This is a genomic window from Lysobacter panacisoli, assembly GCF_009765165.1.
GTDB classification, from domain to species: Bacteria; Pseudomonadota; Gammaproteobacteria; order Xanthomonadales; family Xanthomonadaceae; genus Lysobacter_J; species Lysobacter_J panacisoli.
In genome coordinates this window covers 2,904,392-2,920,154 of sequence record NZ_VLNU01000001.1, presented here as the reverse complement: position 1 = coordinate 2,920,154, position 15,763 = coordinate 2,904,392, and the positions used below count along the sequence as shown (strand labels likewise).

Below are 15,763 nucleotides of genomic sequence, written 5' to 3'. Positions count from 1 at the left end.
GCGAGTTCAAAGCACGCCGCCTTACCACTTGGCTAAGGCCCATCAGTCTCACTTCTTGCGACGCTTCGCCTTGGCCTTCTTCGGCTCAAGCGCGAACGTCTCGACCGGCTCGCTGGTAGCAGCATCGAACTTCGCCGCCACCCGAACCGCGTCCGCAGGGGACTTGCCGCACTCCATAGCCGCTACAGCCAAGGTGCCGCCACTGCCCACCGCGATGAACTCGTCGTGGAAGGGCATCAGCTCCAGGTCGTCGTCCAGAAGGAAGATCGACCCGTCGCCCTTCACGATCAGGCATTCGAATTCGGCGTCATCGTCGAACTCGGGCTTGTCGTCGGGCGGAAATCCCTTCTCGGCCCAGCGCTGAACCTTCACGATCTGCGCCCAGTTGCCGCTGGACCCCATCAGGCCCCCACAGGGAAGGCGCAGCACCTTGTGGCCGCGCAGCTTCCGGTTGCCGGACGTGACCTGCGTGTCCGAGGCCATTTCGCCGTAGCGGGAGTCCCACGCGATCGTGGTCATTCCGGCTCGTACCCCAGCGCCAGCATCTTGGCCGGATGCAGCAGCAGTTCAGCGACGCAGATCATCTGCAGATCGTCCTCGCCGCGGACCACACACTCCGGAATGGTGCCAGCGCCCTTGTCCACCGCCACCAAGACGTTCTCGAACTCTCCCGCCTTGGCGCGAGTCAGGAACGACTCGAAAATTTCGATGATCTCCGGATCAGGCTCGGGCTTGCCGCCGCCCTCAACAACTGTGAGTGTGGGGCGGGTCATGGCGGTCCTTGAAAGGAGCCCTGCGCGCTTTCGCGGCTCCTGCGGTGTTCGGGGCCCGCTTAGTTGCGCAGCGCCGTTTCAGTCCCGAGGCAGGGCAAAACTTGACGTTCTTTCTATGAGTATGACGTTTTTCGGGTGGTGCTCAGTTCCCGTTTCGGAGCTGGTCACGCACGCGCGCTTCGGACATGCCCATCGAGAACACCATGAAGGCGACCGCCTCGGCGCGAAGGTCAAGGAACGTCTCCTTACGGCACGCAACCATCATCGCCGACAGGTCGGCGGTCATGCATTCACCATAGACAATCCGCTCAAACGCGTCGTAAACAGCAGACTCGATCTGCAGGCGGCTGAGGCGCTTCTGGCGCACCCAGCGCAGATTGCACACGTAGTCCGACACGACTGGGCCGACCCTGGGAAGCTCGGCATCCGTCTGGCGATTTACCGCCCACAGCACTTCCGGCCCGATCTGCTGCCACGGCTGCAGACGATCACGCGGCACGTCTTCGGTCCAGCCGCGCGAGAACGAGAGCGCCCCCAGGAGGTCGGCATTGTCGTCGCAGCTCGAAATCAGCTCGGCGATGGTGACGTGATTGTCGTTGGAGTACGGATCGCGCGCCTGCGGACCATCCCCTTCCATAGGCTTAGCGACCATCGCGATACCCCAACAGCGTGAACTCACTCGCGTCCCTGTCAGCGTCCACAGCCACCGCATGAAGTTGACGAGCCAGCGCAGCCGCACCTCCCGCGTCTGTCTCACCGACTGAGAACCATTCGCCGCGACGCTTGTTGGGATCGAGGTGGCGGTGCAGTTCTTGCTCGACACGGAACGCCGACTTCGCGACGGGCAGCCTTGAGACGTACACCCAGAGGCAATCCAACGGGTTACCGGTCGCCATGCCATATAGACGCTTCTCCGGATGTCGGGTCATCCCGATCTTCACGAAGTTGGCGACCCCACCAAGCCCATAGAAGGCCAAGTAGCAGTACGCCGGGCCGTTGTGTAGCTCGGCAATTCGCTTTGCGGCTACGCGAGCAGTCGCCAGGTTGGCGCGAGCTCCCTTGACTGCCGCCTCCACGAGCCGGTCGTGGTCGCCCTCCGGGTAATGCATGTACAAGCGATCAACTAGACGCTCGGCGAATCCCCGCTGATTGCTGTCGAGATCCTCCAGGCGAGGCAGGTCTGTGTACACAGCCTCGAACACCTCTGGGTAAACGTGCCCCCTCATGCCTGCACCCCGCCCTTCCTCTCCGCCCGCAGCGCGTTGTAGCTGTAGGCTCCGAATGCGATGCACCACGTAAAGTTGAACAGTGCGAGCCAGTACGGCTGCTGCACGTAGACCCACGCCCAACCGATGGCGCTTACGGATTGGAGGGCGACGCAGAAGCGGTGAACCCAGCGCATGAAGTGGGTCATGCCGCCTGCCTCAGAGCCGCACTACCCGGCTCGCTCTTGGTCGAGCTCATGAACGTGCCGCAGTCCTTGCACTGCCAGCGCTGGTACTTCCGCGTCTTGCTGGTGCCGTAGCCGCGACGAATCAGGTTCTCGCTCTGGCACATCGGGTTGACGCAGCACAGGCCGCCCTCGACCGATGCATTCGGCAGGCCGAGCACCCACCCCTTCGCGTTAAGCCGGTCGAACACGGCTTCCGTGAGCTTGGTGTCGTTGATGTTGTAGCGGCGCATCTTGGCGTACGCCTTCGGGCACTGGTCGAGCACGTCGTTCCACAGGTCGAAGCCGCCCGTGCGGACCTTGGCGCCAATACCAAGCCACCGAGCCACGAAGTCCAGTTTGTAGGACGGCAGGTAGACCTGCTTCTTGACCGACTTCATCAGGTCCACTTTCGCGAACGGAGACGGCCGGCTCAGTCCGTGCTTCAGGAACTGCGCCTGAATCCAACGGATGTCGAACTTGTCGCTGTTCCAACCCGCCACAGCGTCCGCCTCATCGAACAGACGGAACAGGCTGCGGGCCATTGCTTTCTCTCCATCCTCCCACAGCGAGTGGAAACGGACGCTGCGCTCGTCGTGGAACTTGGCAGCGAAGCACAGGAGGCCACCAGGATCGCGGATCTGGTTGATGCCGATGTTCTGCGCCCATAGCCCCCAGTGACGGGACTCGATTGGCCGCGTTTCCACGTCAATCGTCAGGAGGCGCATCAGTCCGTGCCCCCGGCCGTAATCGCCTCACCCGCCGTAAGCCCCATCGGCTCGTCCGAGTCGCGCTCCGCGTAGGGCGGGACGTGGGCGTGGATGGCGGCAATGGGGTCGGCGTAGACGGCGGCAGCGAACGCAGTTAGACGTTGTTCGACGGCCGGCGCCTGCGCCTTCAGGTACTCGTGCAGATACCCGCTGATGTTGAACAGCAGGGCGCACAGCGTGTCCTCGATGCCAGCCTCAGTGTCGAGGCCGCGATGTTCCTTCCACCAATCGAAGAAGTGCCGCCACCCCGACTTCATGTACACCGGCAGCGGGATTCCCTTCTGCCAGTTGTCCGAGTCGCGGAGCGTGCCGTCCGCCTGCTCTCGATGCTTGTGCATGTACTGGGCGTAGCGCTCAAGTACCAACGGGCTAAGGAACCCCTCGAAATCGAGCTTGCCGGCGTCGAGGTTGCGGGTCGCGCCGCTGTCGAACGTTCGTACCTGTGCGTTCACTGTGCATCAACCCACTTAGGATTGATGCCAGTTAAGCCGCTTCCTTGTCCACAAATAAGTCCGGGTTTTGGGACAGCGCTCGATGCACTTGTGACTTGCTCGTCCGCACTTCGCGCGCGATCTTGCGAATGCTCATGCCGCCGCGACGAAGCTCAAGGATCTTCGCGGCTTGGTCCGCATCAGGCGTTTCGCGCTGCGGAATGTAGACGCGATCTCCGCCGTGGTTGCGCAGCGCCTGCAAGTAGGCAGAGAATTCAACGTATGTTGGCTCTCTGCCCAGCGCGCTACTCAAAGCGATCTTCAGAATGGCCCTGCTCACGCCCGAGGGGACTTTGTTATGTCAGATGACATAGAGGCAATTCCTTTCCTCCAAGCGCAGATCCATGCCGTAACGGCGCTTGCGCTGGGGATAGCGCGAACCCTCCCTCCGCAGCAACGCGAGGAGTTGGCAATGCACATGGAACTGGTACTGGCGGACCTTATTGCCCACTCCCAATTGGTCCGGCTTTCGGGTCAACTTGACCCGGGCACTTATCCTGACCTGCTGGCAGACTCTTTCCAGCTGTTAGTGAGGAAAGTTCGCGATAGTAGTTGACGCGAGCAGAATCCAACTTCGGCGCCTTGTTCGGGATCATCCATGCGCGAATGAGCGCACCCAGCGATATCTTCATGCAGCCTCCAGTTGTCGGAACGCGATGAAACGATACGGGCGATGATCCTCACCTCCGAGGAACTGGAGCGAGGCCTGGTCAAACCACAGCCCGTACGTCGGCTCACACTCTCCGTTTCGCTGCTTGTCGAAGAGAAGGAGCGCGTCTGGCTTCGCCGCGATTTCCTGGTCCGGCTCCAAGCCCTTCATCCGGGCGGCCTTCAGCGACTTCTCCTTGGGCTTGTTGCGCCACCACACGGCACACGTGTCCACCATGTCCGTAATGCCGCCCGAGCCTTTTGCATCGAGCTTTCCGCCAGGCTTGTCCTCGCTCTCGCCCTTCCGCATGTGGTGCACTAGAGCAACGTGCACGCCGTACGCCTTCGCAAAATCGGTCAGGCGATCGACAAAGTTCTTCTGGCCGTTGTAGTCGTCCTCCGCGAACCCGCACTTAGCCAGGTTGTCGATCAGGAAGAAGTACACGCCATAGCGACGTGCGGCGTAGGCGAAGACCTCTAGGATCTGGTCGGCTTTCGCCGTACCAGTGGCGTCGAACACCCACAGCTTGTCGTGGAACCAGGCCGCGACGTGGCGAATGTAAGCCGGCGCGGGCTGCTCCGTCGCCGTTGCTTGACGCACCATGCGCTTCAACCAGTTCACCGGCTTGAATTCCATCGAAGCAACGCAGCAGTTGAACTCCCGCACAAGCGCACCGAGCGTGACCTGCCCCATCCCCTGCGATTTGCCGTGTCCATTGACGCCCAGCCACAGCGACACCTCGCCGGCGCGGAGAATCACGTCGTTACCGCACTTGTCCCAAGGCAGGCGGATGCCCCGCTCCTGTCCAGGCTTGTCCGCGAAAGCTGAGATCAACTCTTCACCGAACTCAGACGCCTGGCGCAAAGCCTCCGGGTCCATCGTCTTTGCGTGTCGCACGAGCTCGGCGAGCTCGCCCGTCTTCATACCGGCGAGCAGACAAGCATTGATGTCCTTGTGGGGTAGCTCAAGCACGTAGCAGCGCTCGCGCCCAAGGCGCTTCACGATTTCGGCAGTCGCCTCCTGACCCGGTCCGTCCGTATCGAGGGCCAGGTAAATCCGGTCGAACGGTGCGAGGCGGTCGTACTCTGCAGCAATCCACTTCGCCTGCTTATCGCCAGTGCCGCCGCCAAACGGAACCGACAGCGCCGGCTGACCCAACGTGTGCGCAGCAACCGCATCCAACTCCCCCTCAACGATCAGGACGGAGCGCGCGGCTGCCGGAATCGCCTGCCAACCGAACAGCACCGGTTCGCAGTTCGCATCCACTCGGAACGTCTTGTCCGGGACGCGGCGGTACTTGGCCGCAACCAGCTCTCCATCCACCAGCGACGGGAACACCACATCCACACCCTTGCTGGCGAGGCGGTAGGCGCGCACGGAGTCGGCAGACAGGCCGCGCTCATCGGTCAACCACAGCAGGTGCGAATGGTTCAGCCCTTTCACACCATCGCGGTTCGGACGGCTGTACGACGGCTTCGGATTGTCCACGCGCGCATCGCGAACACCCAGGTAGTCGCGCACCTGATTGCAGGCCTCGCCAATGCCGACACCGCGCACAGCGGCCCACAGGTCCAGCAGATCGCCACCCTCGCCCGTGGCGAAGTCGCAGAACACGCCGGCCTTCTGGCCCGTCAGGTGGACGCCCAGCGACTTGCCGGCCTCACCGTCGAGAGAGCCAGCGCGCCATTCCGCACCTTCGCGCTTCCCGTTCGGCAGCAGTATTTTTGCAACGCCTTCAGCGTCACGGGCAAGCATCGCGGCGAGCTCGGCAGCCTTCATTCCGCAATCTCCCAAGCCTCGACCGACCGTGAGCCGGGACCATCGGATGTGATCTCGTCCTCCCAGCGCCGTTGGGCGAGGTAGGTGGAGCCATGCGGGATGTACGCTCCGCCATCACGCAGCCAGTCACGATCGCGTGCGTGTCTCGCCGTCACGTCAGTGATCAACGCCTCCACTTCGCTGTCGAGCTGGAGCTTCACCCAGGCCTTGAAAGCCACGGCCTTGCCCTTGCGATTGGGGTAAGCCGCCCAGAAGCGCTCGAAGGTTTCCGTGTACGCGACTCGCGACCGACCACTTCGCGCAGCTTGCTGCGCAATAGCTCTTGCTTTTGGAGACGGAGACGGAGACGGAGACGGAGACGGATATGGAGCATTGCTACAGCCGTTCCCTAGCATTGCTGGCAGCAGGCTGTCTGCATTGCTATTAGCATTGCTAGCAGCATCGATTTTGCTGCTGTCTGCATTCCTCCGAGCAGCCCATTCAGGCACTTGGCGATCTGCCTCAGCTTCGCCGTGATGACGCTTGATGGAGTTCCACTTGCCCCTTGCCGCACGAAGCGAGCTGCCTGACGCCCACGGCTGATGCTCCGCCCAGTCATGGATTTGGCGAGCGCCCTCCTCTCCCTCCAGGAAGCCAATTTCCGCGAGAATCGCGATGAATGCCCCTTGGCCGGGCGGGTAGTTCACAGCAAGTTCGAGGTCTTCGTCGGTGAGACCGGACAAGTCGCCGTCCGGCCTGTTCGCCGCTGCCCATGCAAAGAGATGAGGCAAGTGAGCGCAGCCGCACCAACTTAGTCGTCGCAGCAGCCGCTTGTATTTTGGGTGCGCGAACAACTCGGTATTGATGCGAATGTCGGTCTTCACGGGACTGCAGGTTCCTAGGCAGCTTTGCGCGGAGGGTCGAAACGCGAGAGGGCCAGGTCAGCGAACTGTTCCAAGTGCTCGGTCGTGACCCAGGTCTTGCCCGCCGTCTGGCGTACCCAGTCCAAGGCGTCGAGAGGGCTTCGGCAGTAGAAGTCGTACTCGAAGCCGCCGTGGACGCGGTCGGCGAAGACAAAGCCGATGGCGTATCCGTTGACTGCGGATGGCTCCTCGTTGACCCGAACCAATGGGCGGTCTCTGCGGAGTCGCAGTTCGCGCATGACCTTGTCCATGACATCGGAGACGTGCTGCGTGCCGACGTCTCCATCGTTTGCGGGATCGCGCGGCGGGGCGGTCTTTGGTCTGAGCGCGCGAAGAACTGGCGGCGCGATCGGACGGGCTGGCGGGGCGGTGACGACGGCCTCTGCCGGGACTGAGCGGCTGAGGATTCGTCGGAGGGCTTTTACGAGATGGGGAATCACAAACATGATCGGTTGCCTCTAGATGGCGATTTGAGGGGCGTCCTTTACTGCCTCCTTCAACCGGCGTGCCCCTTTGCGTGCCGGTGCTGCCCTACCCTTGCTACTACTGCGGGTCAGGTTCCCTCGACCATTTGACGGATTGCCGACCGCGCAATCCCGCCATTTGCATCTCAGGTATCCCCGAGCAATGCGCTCCGGCCCATTCGGGCCTGGATCGTTTCGAGCGCCTTCACCGCGGTGATGAACTCCCGCTTCAACTGGGCGGCTTCGTCTTCAGGTGCGATCGGCTGCGGATCGGCATAGCCCGAGTCCCGCGCTTCGTAGGCGGCAAGGATGTGCACCCCCACCTTGCGGGCCTCGCGTCGAATCAGACGCAATTCACCGAGGTCGAGCTTTTCGCGCTTGTCCTGATTCAGGCAGGCGGCGAGCTTCCGGCCAGCGTCATCTGCAGCTACCGCGGGCCAGAGCATTGAGCCCACCTTCTTGAAGCCACCGAGCGCCTGGACCGTGTCCCGGATAGCGTCTTCGTAGGTGTCGTAGAACAGCGGAATTTGCATCTTTCCCTCTCGTTCCCCCGCCGTGGGACGGCGTGGGACAGCCTTGTGCGGCTACAAAAAAAAGCCGTCAGCCATGAGCAACGACCGTGTCACACGAACTTGCCGAGACCCTTGAGGCATCGCCTCGACATCTGAAGCCGCACCGCGAATTGCGCGATCGACAAGGACCGCACCCAAGGCCGAGGAAGCGTCCACGTAGATCTCACCTGCCACGACCGCGCCCTCCAGCGACATCGGCCGCTTTAGTTGTCTACGTAGAGCTGCACTTGATATGCGAGTACCGCGCCGTCGCCCCCGCGCACCCAAGTCAGATCGGGGCGGAGCTCCTCGCACCGGACCCCGGTCTCGCCCTCAATGCGGGGGCAATGCTTCGGCGGAACTGGCTTCCCGGCCCTAATCCACTGGTTAAGCGCCTGAGCAGTGATGCCCAGCGCCTCCGCCAGTCCCTTCTGCTTGCCGCCGCTTGCGGCGATTGCGCGAGATAAAGCATCCATGAAGCGAATTAAAGCATCCCTTGATTCGTCGATCAAGCATTTTTTGTTGACAGACCTTCATATTGCGGACAATCATCAACTTATGCTTGATATCTCAACCGACAACGCAGCTGTGGCCGAGCGGCTAAAGAAGGCCATTGCCGACCTCCCTTATTCGAAGAGCGAGGTCGCAGATCGGCTTGGCGTGAGCCCACAAGCCGTTACCGGGTGGGAATCCACGGGTCGGATTGGCAAGAAATCCTTGGCAGGACTTGCCTTGATGTCAGGCCGGTCGGTCCACTACTTCTTGACCGGCGAGCAGGAGCCGCCCCAGGGGGACTGGGGGGCAATCTTGGGCAGGCTTCCGGGCAATTTAGCTGTAATCCGCGAGGAGAGCTCCACCATGCTCCCCAGGCTCAACCCCGGAGACTCAGCGCTTTACGATCCGGAGGATCGCATACCGGAGGATGGCCGTCTGTTTGTGGTCGTGGCAGCGGGACTCGGGAACGAAAGCCCGACGGTGAAACGCTGCGTCGAACTCGGAGGCGACACATTCTTCGATGCCCTCAACCCCGCATCGGACCCTGCTTGGTCGAAGCCGCGGAAGATGGAAGACTCGCATCACCCCATCACCATTCTTGGCCGGGTCCGGTGGATCGGGAGCTGGGAGGGCTGAATCAAGCATTGCTTGACAGCCGAGATAAAGCGATGCTTTACTGATCCCGCCGCCCATTCCGGGCGGGGAGGATCAATCCCATGATCGAACGTGCCGCCTACCAAGCCCATCCAGGCCAATCCGTCGAGACAGCGGCTCATGCTGCTGCCAGCGCACTGCTCAATCGTGAAGGAGCTTCGCCGGCAGACGTCTTTGCCGTTACGAAGGACCTGGAGCGCGCCGAAGCGCTACTCAACGTCTTGTTCGAGGCGAATGGCCTCAACAACGAGCAATTCCAAGCCCTCGCCGAAATGGCGCGGGCTCTCACCACGAGCACAGCATTTGCCGTGATGGAGCCCGGCGCGGTGTTTCCCCGGCAGAAGTTCCTTATTGAGAACCTCTGCCGCGCCGACAACTTGCTCAGTGTCATCGCGAGCGCGAAGGAAGTTGACGTTGAGCCGTTACGCCAGCTGACGGAAATGGCCTGGGCATTGGTCCAAGAGTGCTATTTCATCCTCATCGGTCGCGCTTCGGACGACAAGGATCTTCCGGCCTACTTCGTTCGATCGAAGGAGGCACTGTCATGAGCGACCGTGGACACGGCAACGTTGGGCAGTTCGCTACGACGGCTGCAAATGCAGCGGCTGCGCTTATTCAGGAGACTCCCCGCCAGAGCGAGCGGATGCAGCTTTCGCTCAACGAAGGCGGCGAAGTTTGGATGGATCAGTATTGGGACGAAAGAAGCCAGGCGATCCCAGCCGACGTCCTGCGCGTCCTGAAGGAACTCGACGCATGTGTAACCGGCGCCAGCATCATCGGCAGCCTTCTCAGCGCAGACGAGGTGCATAAGGCCGACGCTGAGATCAACTGCGAAGCAGTCGCGTACCGCGCCCTGTGTCCGACACAACGCGAAGGCTTGCGAGTTGCTAACGCCTACCTGCTGCGGCAGGCAACGTTGGCACTTGATGGCCTCCGATCTGGCTGAAGCTGATCCGCCGAAGGAAACTTGAAAAGGCCCGCGCTGCGGGCCTTCTCTCATTCGCCACTGTTAAGGCTCGCGTACATGCGATCAATCTCGCCTTGGATTGAAAGCAACTCTTCGTGCAACACGTGCTGCTCGGCTTCCAGTTTGCCGCGCTCGTCCGGCGCCAACGCCTCGCGCAACAGCAAGCGCCATTCAACGTCATAAAGACGCTCGCGAAACAACTGCAGGTCTCTCTGCCGCTGTTCGAGCTTCAAGAGGTCAAACGATTTCGGAAAGCTCGCTTCCAGGCGTCTGACAATCTCGCCCGTCAGAGACGCACCGTTTGCGTCTGCTGCGACCCGAAGCCGCTCCAACAGCGGCTCGGGCAGCCTTACGTTTACCTGTGGATCGGTTCGCGCCATTCGTTCGAGCCAGTTTTCCCGTGGTTCTGCCGCCCGTCACCGGTCGTGACTGACATCAAAAAAGCGCTGACACATCCCTAAACCGGGGGTAGGCTGCTTTCATCAATCATGGCATAGCACATGTGCTTGCACCAGCCAAGCGAATGGTGCTATATATTGTGCTATACGGCAATGAGGCCGCAGTAATGTCGAATGATCAGTCACTTGGGTTGCGGAGAAGTACGAAGGCCTCGCCTGACGGCCCTGGTGAGCCAGCGTTCGACACCTGGCTTTGCGGCGTCGACGCCCCTTCCCTCCGCTTGATTCGCACTCGGAGCGGAAAGGTCGTTGAGTGGGTGGAGATTGATCTGCGCGACCTCCCTGCCAGGCTGGACCTCCTCGGAAGAATCGCCCCTTCAATACGCCGACGCCTGCTCGCTGAGGCCGCACTGCTCCCTACGAGAGAAGCAGCATGAGAGTCATTCAATCAGTCGACGAAACCCACGTCGAAGTCCACGAAGGTGGGCTTATTGAAATCAACCAGAACTCCCGCGGCCAAGAGAGTTCGATTTGGATCCCCGCTGATCGCGTTGCGGAGCTCTGTCGCGCGCTGCGAAAGGCACAACAGGAAGCGCTAGCTCAGGCCGGCTAACCATGTCAGAACGCGGGCTCAGCGCAACTCATCTCCGCCTGATTGATGCGTTAGCTCACAAGGCTGTGGAGGATTATCTGCGGCTGCGCGACTCGGCTAATGAGCCTTCGGGCGAGAACTGCACGAATCCCGTCCCGTTGCCCGATTACGAGCGCGCTGCCTAATCTCCGCGCATGCGAACGGCAGCCTACGCGCGCTACAGCTCGGACCAGCAACGGGCGGCCAGCCTGGAAGACCAGCTCCGCAATTGCCGCGCCTACTGCGAACGGCAGGGATGGCCGGAGCCCACGATCTACACCGATGCGGCCATCAGCGGCGCGCGGCTCGACCGCCCCGGATACCGCGCGCTCCTCGCGAAGGCTGAGCGATACGACGTCATCCTCGTCGACGACCTCTCTCGCTTGAGCCGTGACAGCGTCGAGGCGCAACGCCAGGTAAAACGGCTGACCTTCGCGGGCGTCCGCCTGATTGGTGTTAGCGATGGAGTGGACACGGCTCGGAAGGGGCATACGGCTGAGGTAGGGCTCCGCGGGATCATGGGCGAGCTCTACCTCGACGACCTCAGGGAGAAGACCCACAGAGGCCTCACAGGACGCGCACTGGCCGGCGCGAGCGCTGGTGGCCTGCCCTACGGCTACACGGTCACGAGTGTGGGTCAGCGCGCCATCGACGAGGCACAGGCCAACGTTGTGCGCCGGATCTTCGCCGAGTTCATTGACGGCCTTAGCCCTCGTGCGATCGCGGCCGGCCTCAACCGCGATGGCATCCCGTCCTCCCGTGGCTCGTCGTGGGCAATGACCGCGATACATGGAGATCTGCGCCGCGGGATTGGCATCCTCGCGAACCCCATCTATGTAGGCCGCCAGGTCTGGAACCGGAGCCGCTGGATCAAGCATCCCGATACCGGCCGTCGCGTGCGCCAGGAGCGTCCCTGCGAAGAATGGGTGACCACTGAGCACCCTGAGCTGGCGATCATCGATTTGGCGACTTGGTGCGCCGCACAGGCACGCATGGGCGTGCGTGGGAAGGACAGCGGGAAACCGGGCCCCGGTCGGCCGCCAAGACACCTTCTAAGCGGCCTGCTGCGCTGTGGCGAGTGCGGCGGCCCAATGGTCGTGGTCGATAAGTACAACTACGCGTGTTCAATTGCTCGCGACCGTGGTACATGCGCTAGCAAAGTACGGCTCCGCCGCGTGGTGGCCGAAGAGCGGCTCTTGGCCGGCATCCGGGAAGAGATCCTCACGGAGGAGGCGTTCCAGCGTTTTGAGCAGGTGACAGCGATTGCCCTGAAAAGCGCAGGCCCGAATCTGGACGCTGCTAAACGGCGAGTGGCGGAGGCTGAACGAATTCGTGAGAACGTAATGCGCGCTATCAAGGCAGGAGTCCTCACGCCCAGCACCAAGTCTGAGTTGATCGCATCGGAGCGAGCAGTGCAGGACGCAGAGATAGCCCTGCGCCATGCTCGACAGCTTCAGCCAGAGCAAATCTTGCCGCGTGCTCGCGAGACCTGGCATCGCCTCACCACGTCTCTCGCGGACAGCGCCAGAGACGTCCCAGCGGCTCGCGCGGCAGTGCGAGAGCTTCTCGGTGCGCATGCCAGAGTCATAAACAAAAACGGCGACCTCTTTGCAGAGATCGCCGTTCCGTCTGATGCTTCAAATGTGGTAGCGGGGGCAGGATTTGAACCTGCGACCTTCGGGTTATGAGCCCGACGAGCTGCCAGACTGCTCCACCCCGCATCAGGCCGACCATCATAACGGCCGACTTAAAACTGCGCAAGCCCGATTCATGAATTATTGAATCGGCCCTGCGTTTGCGACTGCACTCAGCCGGCGAACGCCCGCTGGCACCACATCATGATCGGATTCCACGCCAGGCCCAGCGCGAGAAGCGCCAGTGCGTTCACGCCGAACACGATGCGCAGCGGACGGTCGTTGCTGGCTTCCATCGCCTGCCCTTCCGGCTCGTCGAAATACATCGCCTTGATGACGCGCAGGTAGTAGAACGCGCCAACCACCGCGAACACGACGCCGACGATGGTCAGCCACAGCATGTCGCCCTGCAGCGCGGCGCGCAGCACCGCCAGCTTCGCCCAGAAGCCCAGGAACGGCGGCACGCCGGCCAGCGACGCCATGACGCACAGGACCAGGCCTGCCATCCACGGATTGCGTGCGTTCAGACCCTTGTAGTCGTCGATGCGGTCAGCTTCGAAACCGCGACGCGAGAGCACCACGATCGCACCGAAGGCCGCGGCCGACATGATCGCGTAGCTGATTGCGTAGAACAGGCCCGCGGCGAAACCCTCGCGCCCGCCGCCGGCCAGGCCGACGAACAGGAAGCCCACGTGCGAGACCGTCGAGTACGCGAGCAGGCGCTTGAGGTTGGTCTGCACCATCGCGCTCAGGTTGCCGATCGCCAGCGACAGCACGGCGATGGCGGCGAGCATCAGGCGCCACTGGTCCTCGAACGGAGCGGCCCCGACTTCGAGCAGGCGGTAGGTCATACCGAATGCGGCGAGCTTCGGCGCGGAGCCGATGAACAGCGTGATCGGCGTCGGTGCACCGTGGTAGACGTCCGGCAGCCACATGTGGAACGGCGCGGCGCCGAACTTGAAGGCGATGCCGGCGACGATGAACACCACGCCGGTGATCAGCATCAGCGACGAGGCCGAGCTGTCCTGGAGCCGGGCCTGCGCGGCAACGGCGATGCCGTCGAGCTGCAGGGTGCCGGTCGCGCCGTAGACCAGCGACAGGCCGTACAGCAGCAGGCCCGAGGCAAGCGCGCCGAGCACGAAGTACTTGATCGCCGCTTCCGAGGCCAGCGGGCTGTCGCGGTCGATCGCGACCAGTGCATACGAGCACAGCGCCAGCATTTCCAGGCCGAGGTACACCATGACCAGGCTGCCCGACGACACCAGCAGCATCATGCCGGCCGTGGCGAACAGCATCAGCACCGACACCTCGCCCTTGTACAGGTCGCGGGCCCGCAAGTAAGGCCAGGTGTAGATCATCGACAGGATGCCGACGACGCCGATGCCGACCTTCATGACGTCGGCGGCGGTGTCGCGGATGAACATCCCGCTCAACACGGTGCCCTGCCCGCCCACGCCGGTGGCGACCATGAAAGTGGCGATGGCGAGCACGCCGATCGCGAACACGTGGCTGATCACGCGACGGCGTTCGTCGATGAACAGATCGAGCATCAGCAGCGCGAACGCGCCGATGATCACCACCAGCTCGGGCAGCAGCGGCAACAGGTCGGCGACGGTGCGTACAGGCATGTTCATGCGCTACAACCTCAAAGCTTCGACGCGGCGATCTGCATCGCCAGGTTCGCGATCGACGGTTCCATCAGGTCCGTCAGCGGCTTCGGCCAGATGCCGAGCACCAGCACGCCGGCGGCGAACACGCCCAGCACGACGGCTTCGCGCGGGTTGATGTCCTCCAGCTCGGCCACGTGCGCGTTGCCGACCTCGCCCCAGATGGTGCGCTTGACCAGCCACAGCGTGTACGCAGCACCGATGATCAGCGTGCTCGCGGCGACGAAGCCCACCAGCGGATGCTGCTGGAAGCTGGCCAGGATCACCATGAACTCGCCGACGAAGCCCGACGTGCCCGGCAGGCCCGAATTGGCCATCGCGAACAGCACGACGAACGCGGCGAACCACGGCATCACATTGGCGACGCCGCCGTAGTCCTTGATCATGCGCGTGTGCATACGGTCGTACAGCACGCCGACGCAGGAGAACATCGCGCCCGACACGAAACCGTGGCTGATCATCTGCACCATCGCACCCTGCAGGCCCAGGCGCGCCGCGTCGGTGTTACCGGCGTCGCGTACCAGTGCGAACGAGATGAAGGTGCCCAGGGTGACGAAGCCCATGTGCGAGACCGACGAATACGCGATCAGCTTCTTCATGTCGTCCTGGGCCAGCGCCACCAGGCCGACGTAGACCACCGCGATCAGGCTCAGCGCGATCACCAGCCACGCCCACTCGGCACCCGCATCCGGCACGATCGGCAGGACGAAGCGGACGAAACCGTAGCCACCGATCTTCAGCATGATCGCGGCCAGGATCACCGAGCCGGCGGTCGGCGCCTCAACGTGCGCATCCGGCAACCACGTGTGCACCGGGAACATCGGCACCTTGACCGCGAAGGCGACCAGGAATCCGAAGAACAACCACATCTGCTCGGTGGCGTTGAGCTGCAGCGCGTACATGTCCGCGAGCTGCCAGCTGCCGCCCTTCAGGTACAGGTAGATCAGCCCGATCAGCATGAACAGCGAGCCGAGGAACGTGTAAAGGAAGAACTTGATCGATGCGTACACGCGACGCGGGCCGCCCCAGACGCCGATGATGATGAACATCGGGATCAGCATGCCTTCGAAGAAGACATAGAACAGCATGGCGTCGAGCGCGGAGAACACGCCGATCATCAGGCCTTCGAGCACCAGGAACGCGGCGTAATACTGGCTGACACGCTTGTCGACGGAGGTCCAGGCACCGACCATCGCCAACAGCGTGGTCAGCGTGGTCAGCACGATCAGCGCGACCGAGATGCCGTCGGCACCGAGGTGGTAGCGGATGTCGTACGCCGGGATCCATTCGCGGTTCTCTACGAACTGCATCGCCGGCGTGGTCCAGTCGAAACCGGTGAGCAGCGCGACGCTGGCCACCAGCGTCGCCAGCGCGACCGCGGAGGCGAACCAGCGCGCCGCGCCGGCGCGTTCGTTGCCGAAGCCCAGGGTGACCACGCCGCCGAGGATCGGCAGCCAGATCAGTACGCTGAGCAGGAAGGAAGTGCTTTGCAAGGGCTCGGAGTTCACG

Annotated in this window: 20 protein-coding genes and 1 tRNA gene; 4 read left to right on the top strand and 17 right to left on the bottom strand. The window is 62.5% G+C overall.

Annotated features, from left to right (window positions below):
* Positions 1–48: 48 nt before the first annotated feature.
* From FOF45_RS13590 to FOF45_RS13530, 13 genes are all read right to left on the bottom strand, one after another.
* Positions 49–519: a hypothetical protein gene (locus FOF45_RS13590; RefSeq protein ID WP_158985720.1), complete on the bottom strand. Its 471-nt coding sequence runs from the start codon at positions 517–519 to the stop codon at positions 49–51.
* Positions 516–773 (bottom strand): hypothetical protein, encoded by a 258-nt coding sequence (locus tag FOF45_RS13585; RefSeq protein ID WP_158985718.1) that lies wholly within the window; start codon positions 771–773, stop codon positions 516–518. The genes FOF45_RS13590 and FOF45_RS13585 overlap by 4 nt, the downstream gene beginning before the upstream one ends.
* Positions 774–915: 142 nt before the next feature.
* Positions 916–1,425, bottom strand: coding sequence for a hypothetical protein (locus FOF45_RS13580; protein ID WP_158985716.1), 510 nt, complete (start codon positions 1,423–1,425; stop codon positions 916–918).
* A complete protein-coding gene (locus FOF45_RS13575) occupies positions 1,415–1,999 on the bottom strand; it encodes a GIY-YIG nuclease family protein (protein WP_158985714.1) in 585 nt (194 codons plus the stop codon). The genes FOF45_RS13580 and FOF45_RS13575 overlap by 11 nt, the downstream gene beginning before the upstream one ends.
* The gene (locus FOF45_RS13570) at positions 1,996–2,187 is read right to left on the bottom strand and encodes a hypothetical protein (RefSeq protein ID WP_158985712.1); all 192 of its coding nucleotides are present in this window, start codon (positions 2,185–2,187) and stop codon (positions 1,996–1,998) included. Before FOF45_RS13570 ends, FOF45_RS13575 begins: the two co-directional genes overlap by 4 nt.
* On the bottom strand, positions 2,184–2,930 hold the full coding sequence (locus tag FOF45_RS13565; RefSeq protein ID WP_158985710.1) for a ribonuclease H-like domain-containing protein: 747 nt from the start codon (positions 2,928–2,930) through the stop codon (positions 2,184–2,186). The genes FOF45_RS13570 and FOF45_RS13565 overlap by 4 nt, the downstream gene beginning before the upstream one ends.
* Entirely contained in the window at positions 2,930–3,424 is a 495-nt protein-coding gene (locus tag FOF45_RS13560; RefSeq protein ID WP_158985708.1) for a hypothetical protein, read from the bottom strand. The genes FOF45_RS13565 and FOF45_RS13560 overlap by 1 nt, the downstream gene beginning before the upstream one ends.
* 31 nt (positions 3,425–3,455) lie before the next feature.
* Positions 3,456–3,743 carry a helix-turn-helix domain-containing protein gene (locus FOF45_RS13555; protein WP_158985706.1) on the bottom strand — a complete coding sequence of 96 codons (288 nt, stop codon included), beginning with the start codon at positions 3,741–3,743 and terminating at the stop codon, positions 3,456–3,458.
* Between the two features lie 348 nt (positions 3,744–4,091).
* Positions 4,092–5,891 carry an AAA family ATPase gene (locus FOF45_RS13550; protein ID WP_158985704.1) on the bottom strand — a complete coding sequence of 600 codons (1,800 nt, stop codon included), beginning with the start codon at positions 5,889–5,891 and terminating at the stop codon, positions 4,092–4,094.
* Complete coding sequence (locus FOF45_RS13545) at positions 5,888–6,754, bottom strand: hypothetical protein (RefSeq protein WP_158985702.1); 867 nt, start codon at positions 6,752–6,754, stop codon at positions 5,888–5,890. The genes FOF45_RS13550 and FOF45_RS13545 overlap by 4 nt, the downstream gene beginning before the upstream one ends.
* Before the next feature lie 14 nt (positions 6,755–6,768).
* Positions 6,769–7,044 (bottom strand): hypothetical protein, encoded by a 276-nt coding sequence (locus FOF45_RS13540; protein ID WP_158985700.1) that lies wholly within the window; start codon positions 7,042–7,044, stop codon positions 6,769–6,771.
* Positions 7,045–7,403: 359 nt separating this feature from the next.
* Entirely contained in the window at positions 7,404–7,790 is a 387-nt protein-coding gene (locus FOF45_RS13535) for a hypothetical protein (protein ID WP_158985698.1), read from the bottom strand.
* Between the two features lie 242 nt (positions 7,791–8,032).
* Positions 8,033–8,284: a transcriptional regulator gene (locus tag FOF45_RS13530; RefSeq protein ID WP_158985696.1), complete on the bottom strand. Its 252-nt coding sequence runs from the start codon at positions 8,282–8,284 to the stop codon at positions 8,033–8,035.
* On the opposite strand from FOF45_RS13530, the gene FOF45_RS13525 reads away from it, so the two are divergent.
* The 3 genes from FOF45_RS13525 to FOF45_RS13515 all read left to right on the top strand — a co-directional run bounded on the left by FOF45_RS13525 (position 8,283) and on the right by FOF45_RS13515 (position 9,903).
* Positions 8,283–8,939, top strand: coding sequence for a S24 family peptidase (locus FOF45_RS13525; protein ID WP_158985694.1), 657 nt, complete (start codon positions 8,283–8,285; stop codon positions 8,937–8,939). The two genes, FOF45_RS13530 and FOF45_RS13525, sit on opposite strands and share 2 nt — an antisense overlap.
* Before the next feature lie 80 nt (positions 8,940–9,019).
* Positions 9,020–9,505 carry a hypothetical protein gene (locus tag FOF45_RS13520; RefSeq protein WP_158985692.1) on the top strand — a complete coding sequence of 162 codons (486 nt, stop codon included), beginning with the start codon at positions 9,020–9,022 and terminating at the stop codon, positions 9,503–9,505.
* The gene (locus tag FOF45_RS13515) at positions 9,502–9,903 is read left to right on the top strand and encodes a hypothetical protein (RefSeq protein WP_158985690.1); all 402 of its coding nucleotides are present in this window, start codon (positions 9,502–9,504) and stop codon (positions 9,901–9,903) included. Before FOF45_RS13520 ends, FOF45_RS13515 begins: the two co-directional genes overlap by 4 nt.
* 50 nt (positions 9,904–9,953) lie before the next feature.
* On the opposite strand, the gene FOF45_RS13510 is transcribed toward FOF45_RS13515, so the two are convergent.
* Positions 9,954–10,304: an Arc family DNA-binding protein gene (locus tag FOF45_RS13510; RefSeq protein ID WP_158985688.1), complete on the bottom strand. Its 351-nt coding sequence runs from the start codon at positions 10,302–10,304 to the stop codon at positions 9,954–9,956.
* 804 nt (positions 10,305–11,108) lie between these two features.
* Here FOF45_RS13510 and FOF45_RS18530 point away from each other — a divergent pair.
* Positions 11,109–12,641 carry a recombinase family protein gene (locus FOF45_RS18530; RefSeq protein WP_425481960.1) on the top strand — a complete coding sequence of 511 codons (1,533 nt, stop codon included), beginning with the start codon at positions 11,109–11,111 and terminating at the stop codon, positions 12,639–12,641.
* On the opposite strand, the gene FOF45_RS13495 is transcribed toward FOF45_RS18530, so the two are convergent.
* From FOF45_RS13495 to FOF45_RS13485, 3 genes are all read right to left on the bottom strand, one after another.
* Positions 12,598–12,674: transfer RNA gene (locus FOF45_RS13495), tRNA-Met, on the bottom strand. The genes FOF45_RS18530 and FOF45_RS13495 overlap by 44 nt on opposite strands.
* Before the next feature lie 86 nt (positions 12,675–12,760).
* Positions 12,761–14,221 (bottom strand): NADH-quinone oxidoreductase subunit NuoN, encoded by a 1,461-nt coding sequence (gene nuoN, locus FOF45_RS13490; protein ID WP_158985686.1) that lies wholly within the window; start codon positions 14,219–14,221, stop codon positions 12,761–12,763.
* 11 nt (positions 14,222–14,232) lie between these two features.
* Complete coding sequence (locus FOF45_RS13485; protein WP_199244571.1) at positions 14,233–15,729, bottom strand: NADH-quinone oxidoreductase subunit M; 1,497 nt, start codon at positions 15,727–15,729, stop codon at positions 14,233–14,235.
* Between the last annotated feature and the right edge of the window lie 34 nt (positions 15,730–15,763).

Bases quoted from the DNA above. Each gene is read 5' to 3' on its own strand.
- FOF45_RS13550 (WP_158985704.1), bottom strand. From the start codon at position 5,891: ATGAAGGCTGCCGAGCTCGCCGCGATGCTTGCCCGTGACGCTGAAGGC.
- FOF45_RS13585 (WP_158985718.1), bottom strand. From the start codon at position 773: ATGACCCGCCCCACACTCACAGTTGTTGAGGGCGGCGGCAAGCCCGAG.
- FOF45_RS13520 (WP_158985692.1), top strand. From the start codon at position 9,020: ATGATCGAACGTGCCGCCTACCAAGCCCATCCAGGCCAATCCGTCGAG.
- FOF45_RS18530 (WP_425481960.1), top strand. From the start codon at position 11,109: ATGCGAACGGCAGCCTACGCGCGCTACAGCTCGGACCAGCAACGGGCG.
- FOF45_RS13530 (WP_158985696.1), bottom strand. From the start codon at position 8,284: ATGGATGCTTTATCTCGCGCAATCGCCGCAAGCGGCGGCAAGCAGAAG.
- FOF45_RS13565 (WP_158985710.1), bottom strand. From the start codon at position 2,930: ATGCGCCTCCTGACGATTGACGTGGAAACGCGGCCAATCGAGTCCCGT.
- FOF45_RS13580 (WP_158985716.1), bottom strand. From the start codon at position 1,425: ATGGTCGCTAAGCCTATGGAAGGGGATGGTCCGCAGGCGCGCGATCCG.
- FOF45_RS13590 (WP_158985720.1), bottom strand. From the start codon at position 519: ATGACCACGATCGCGTGGGACTCCCGCTACGGCGAAATGGCCTCGGAC.
- FOF45_RS13515 (WP_158985690.1), top strand. From the start codon at position 9,502: ATGAGCGACCGTGGACACGGCAACGTTGGGCAGTTCGCTACGACGGCT.
- FOF45_RS13570 (WP_158985712.1), bottom strand. From the start codon at position 2,187: ATGACCCACTTCATGCGCTGGGTTCACCGCTTCTGCGTCGCCCTCCAA.
- nuoN (WP_158985686.1), bottom strand. From the start codon at position 14,221: ATGAACATGCCTGTACGCACCGTCGCCGACCTGTTGCCGCTGCTGCCC.
- FOF45_RS13510 (WP_158985688.1), bottom strand. From the start codon at position 10,304: ATGGCGCGAACCGATCCACAGGTAAACGTAAGGCTGCCCGAGCCGCTG.
- FOF45_RS13540 (WP_158985700.1), bottom strand. From the start codon at position 7,044: ATGGACAAGGTCATGCGCGAACTGCGACTCCGCAGAGACCGCCCATTG.
- FOF45_RS13525 (WP_158985694.1), top strand. From the start codon at position 8,283: ATGAAGCGAATTAAAGCATCCCTTGATTCGTCGATCAAGCATTTTTTG.
- FOF45_RS13575 (WP_158985714.1), bottom strand. From the start codon at position 1,999: ATGAGGGGGCACGTTTACCCAGAGGTGTTCGAGGCTGTGTACACAGAC.
- FOF45_RS13535 (WP_158985698.1), bottom strand. From the start codon at position 7,790: ATGCAAATTCCGCTGTTCTACGACACCTACGAAGACGCTATCCGGGAC.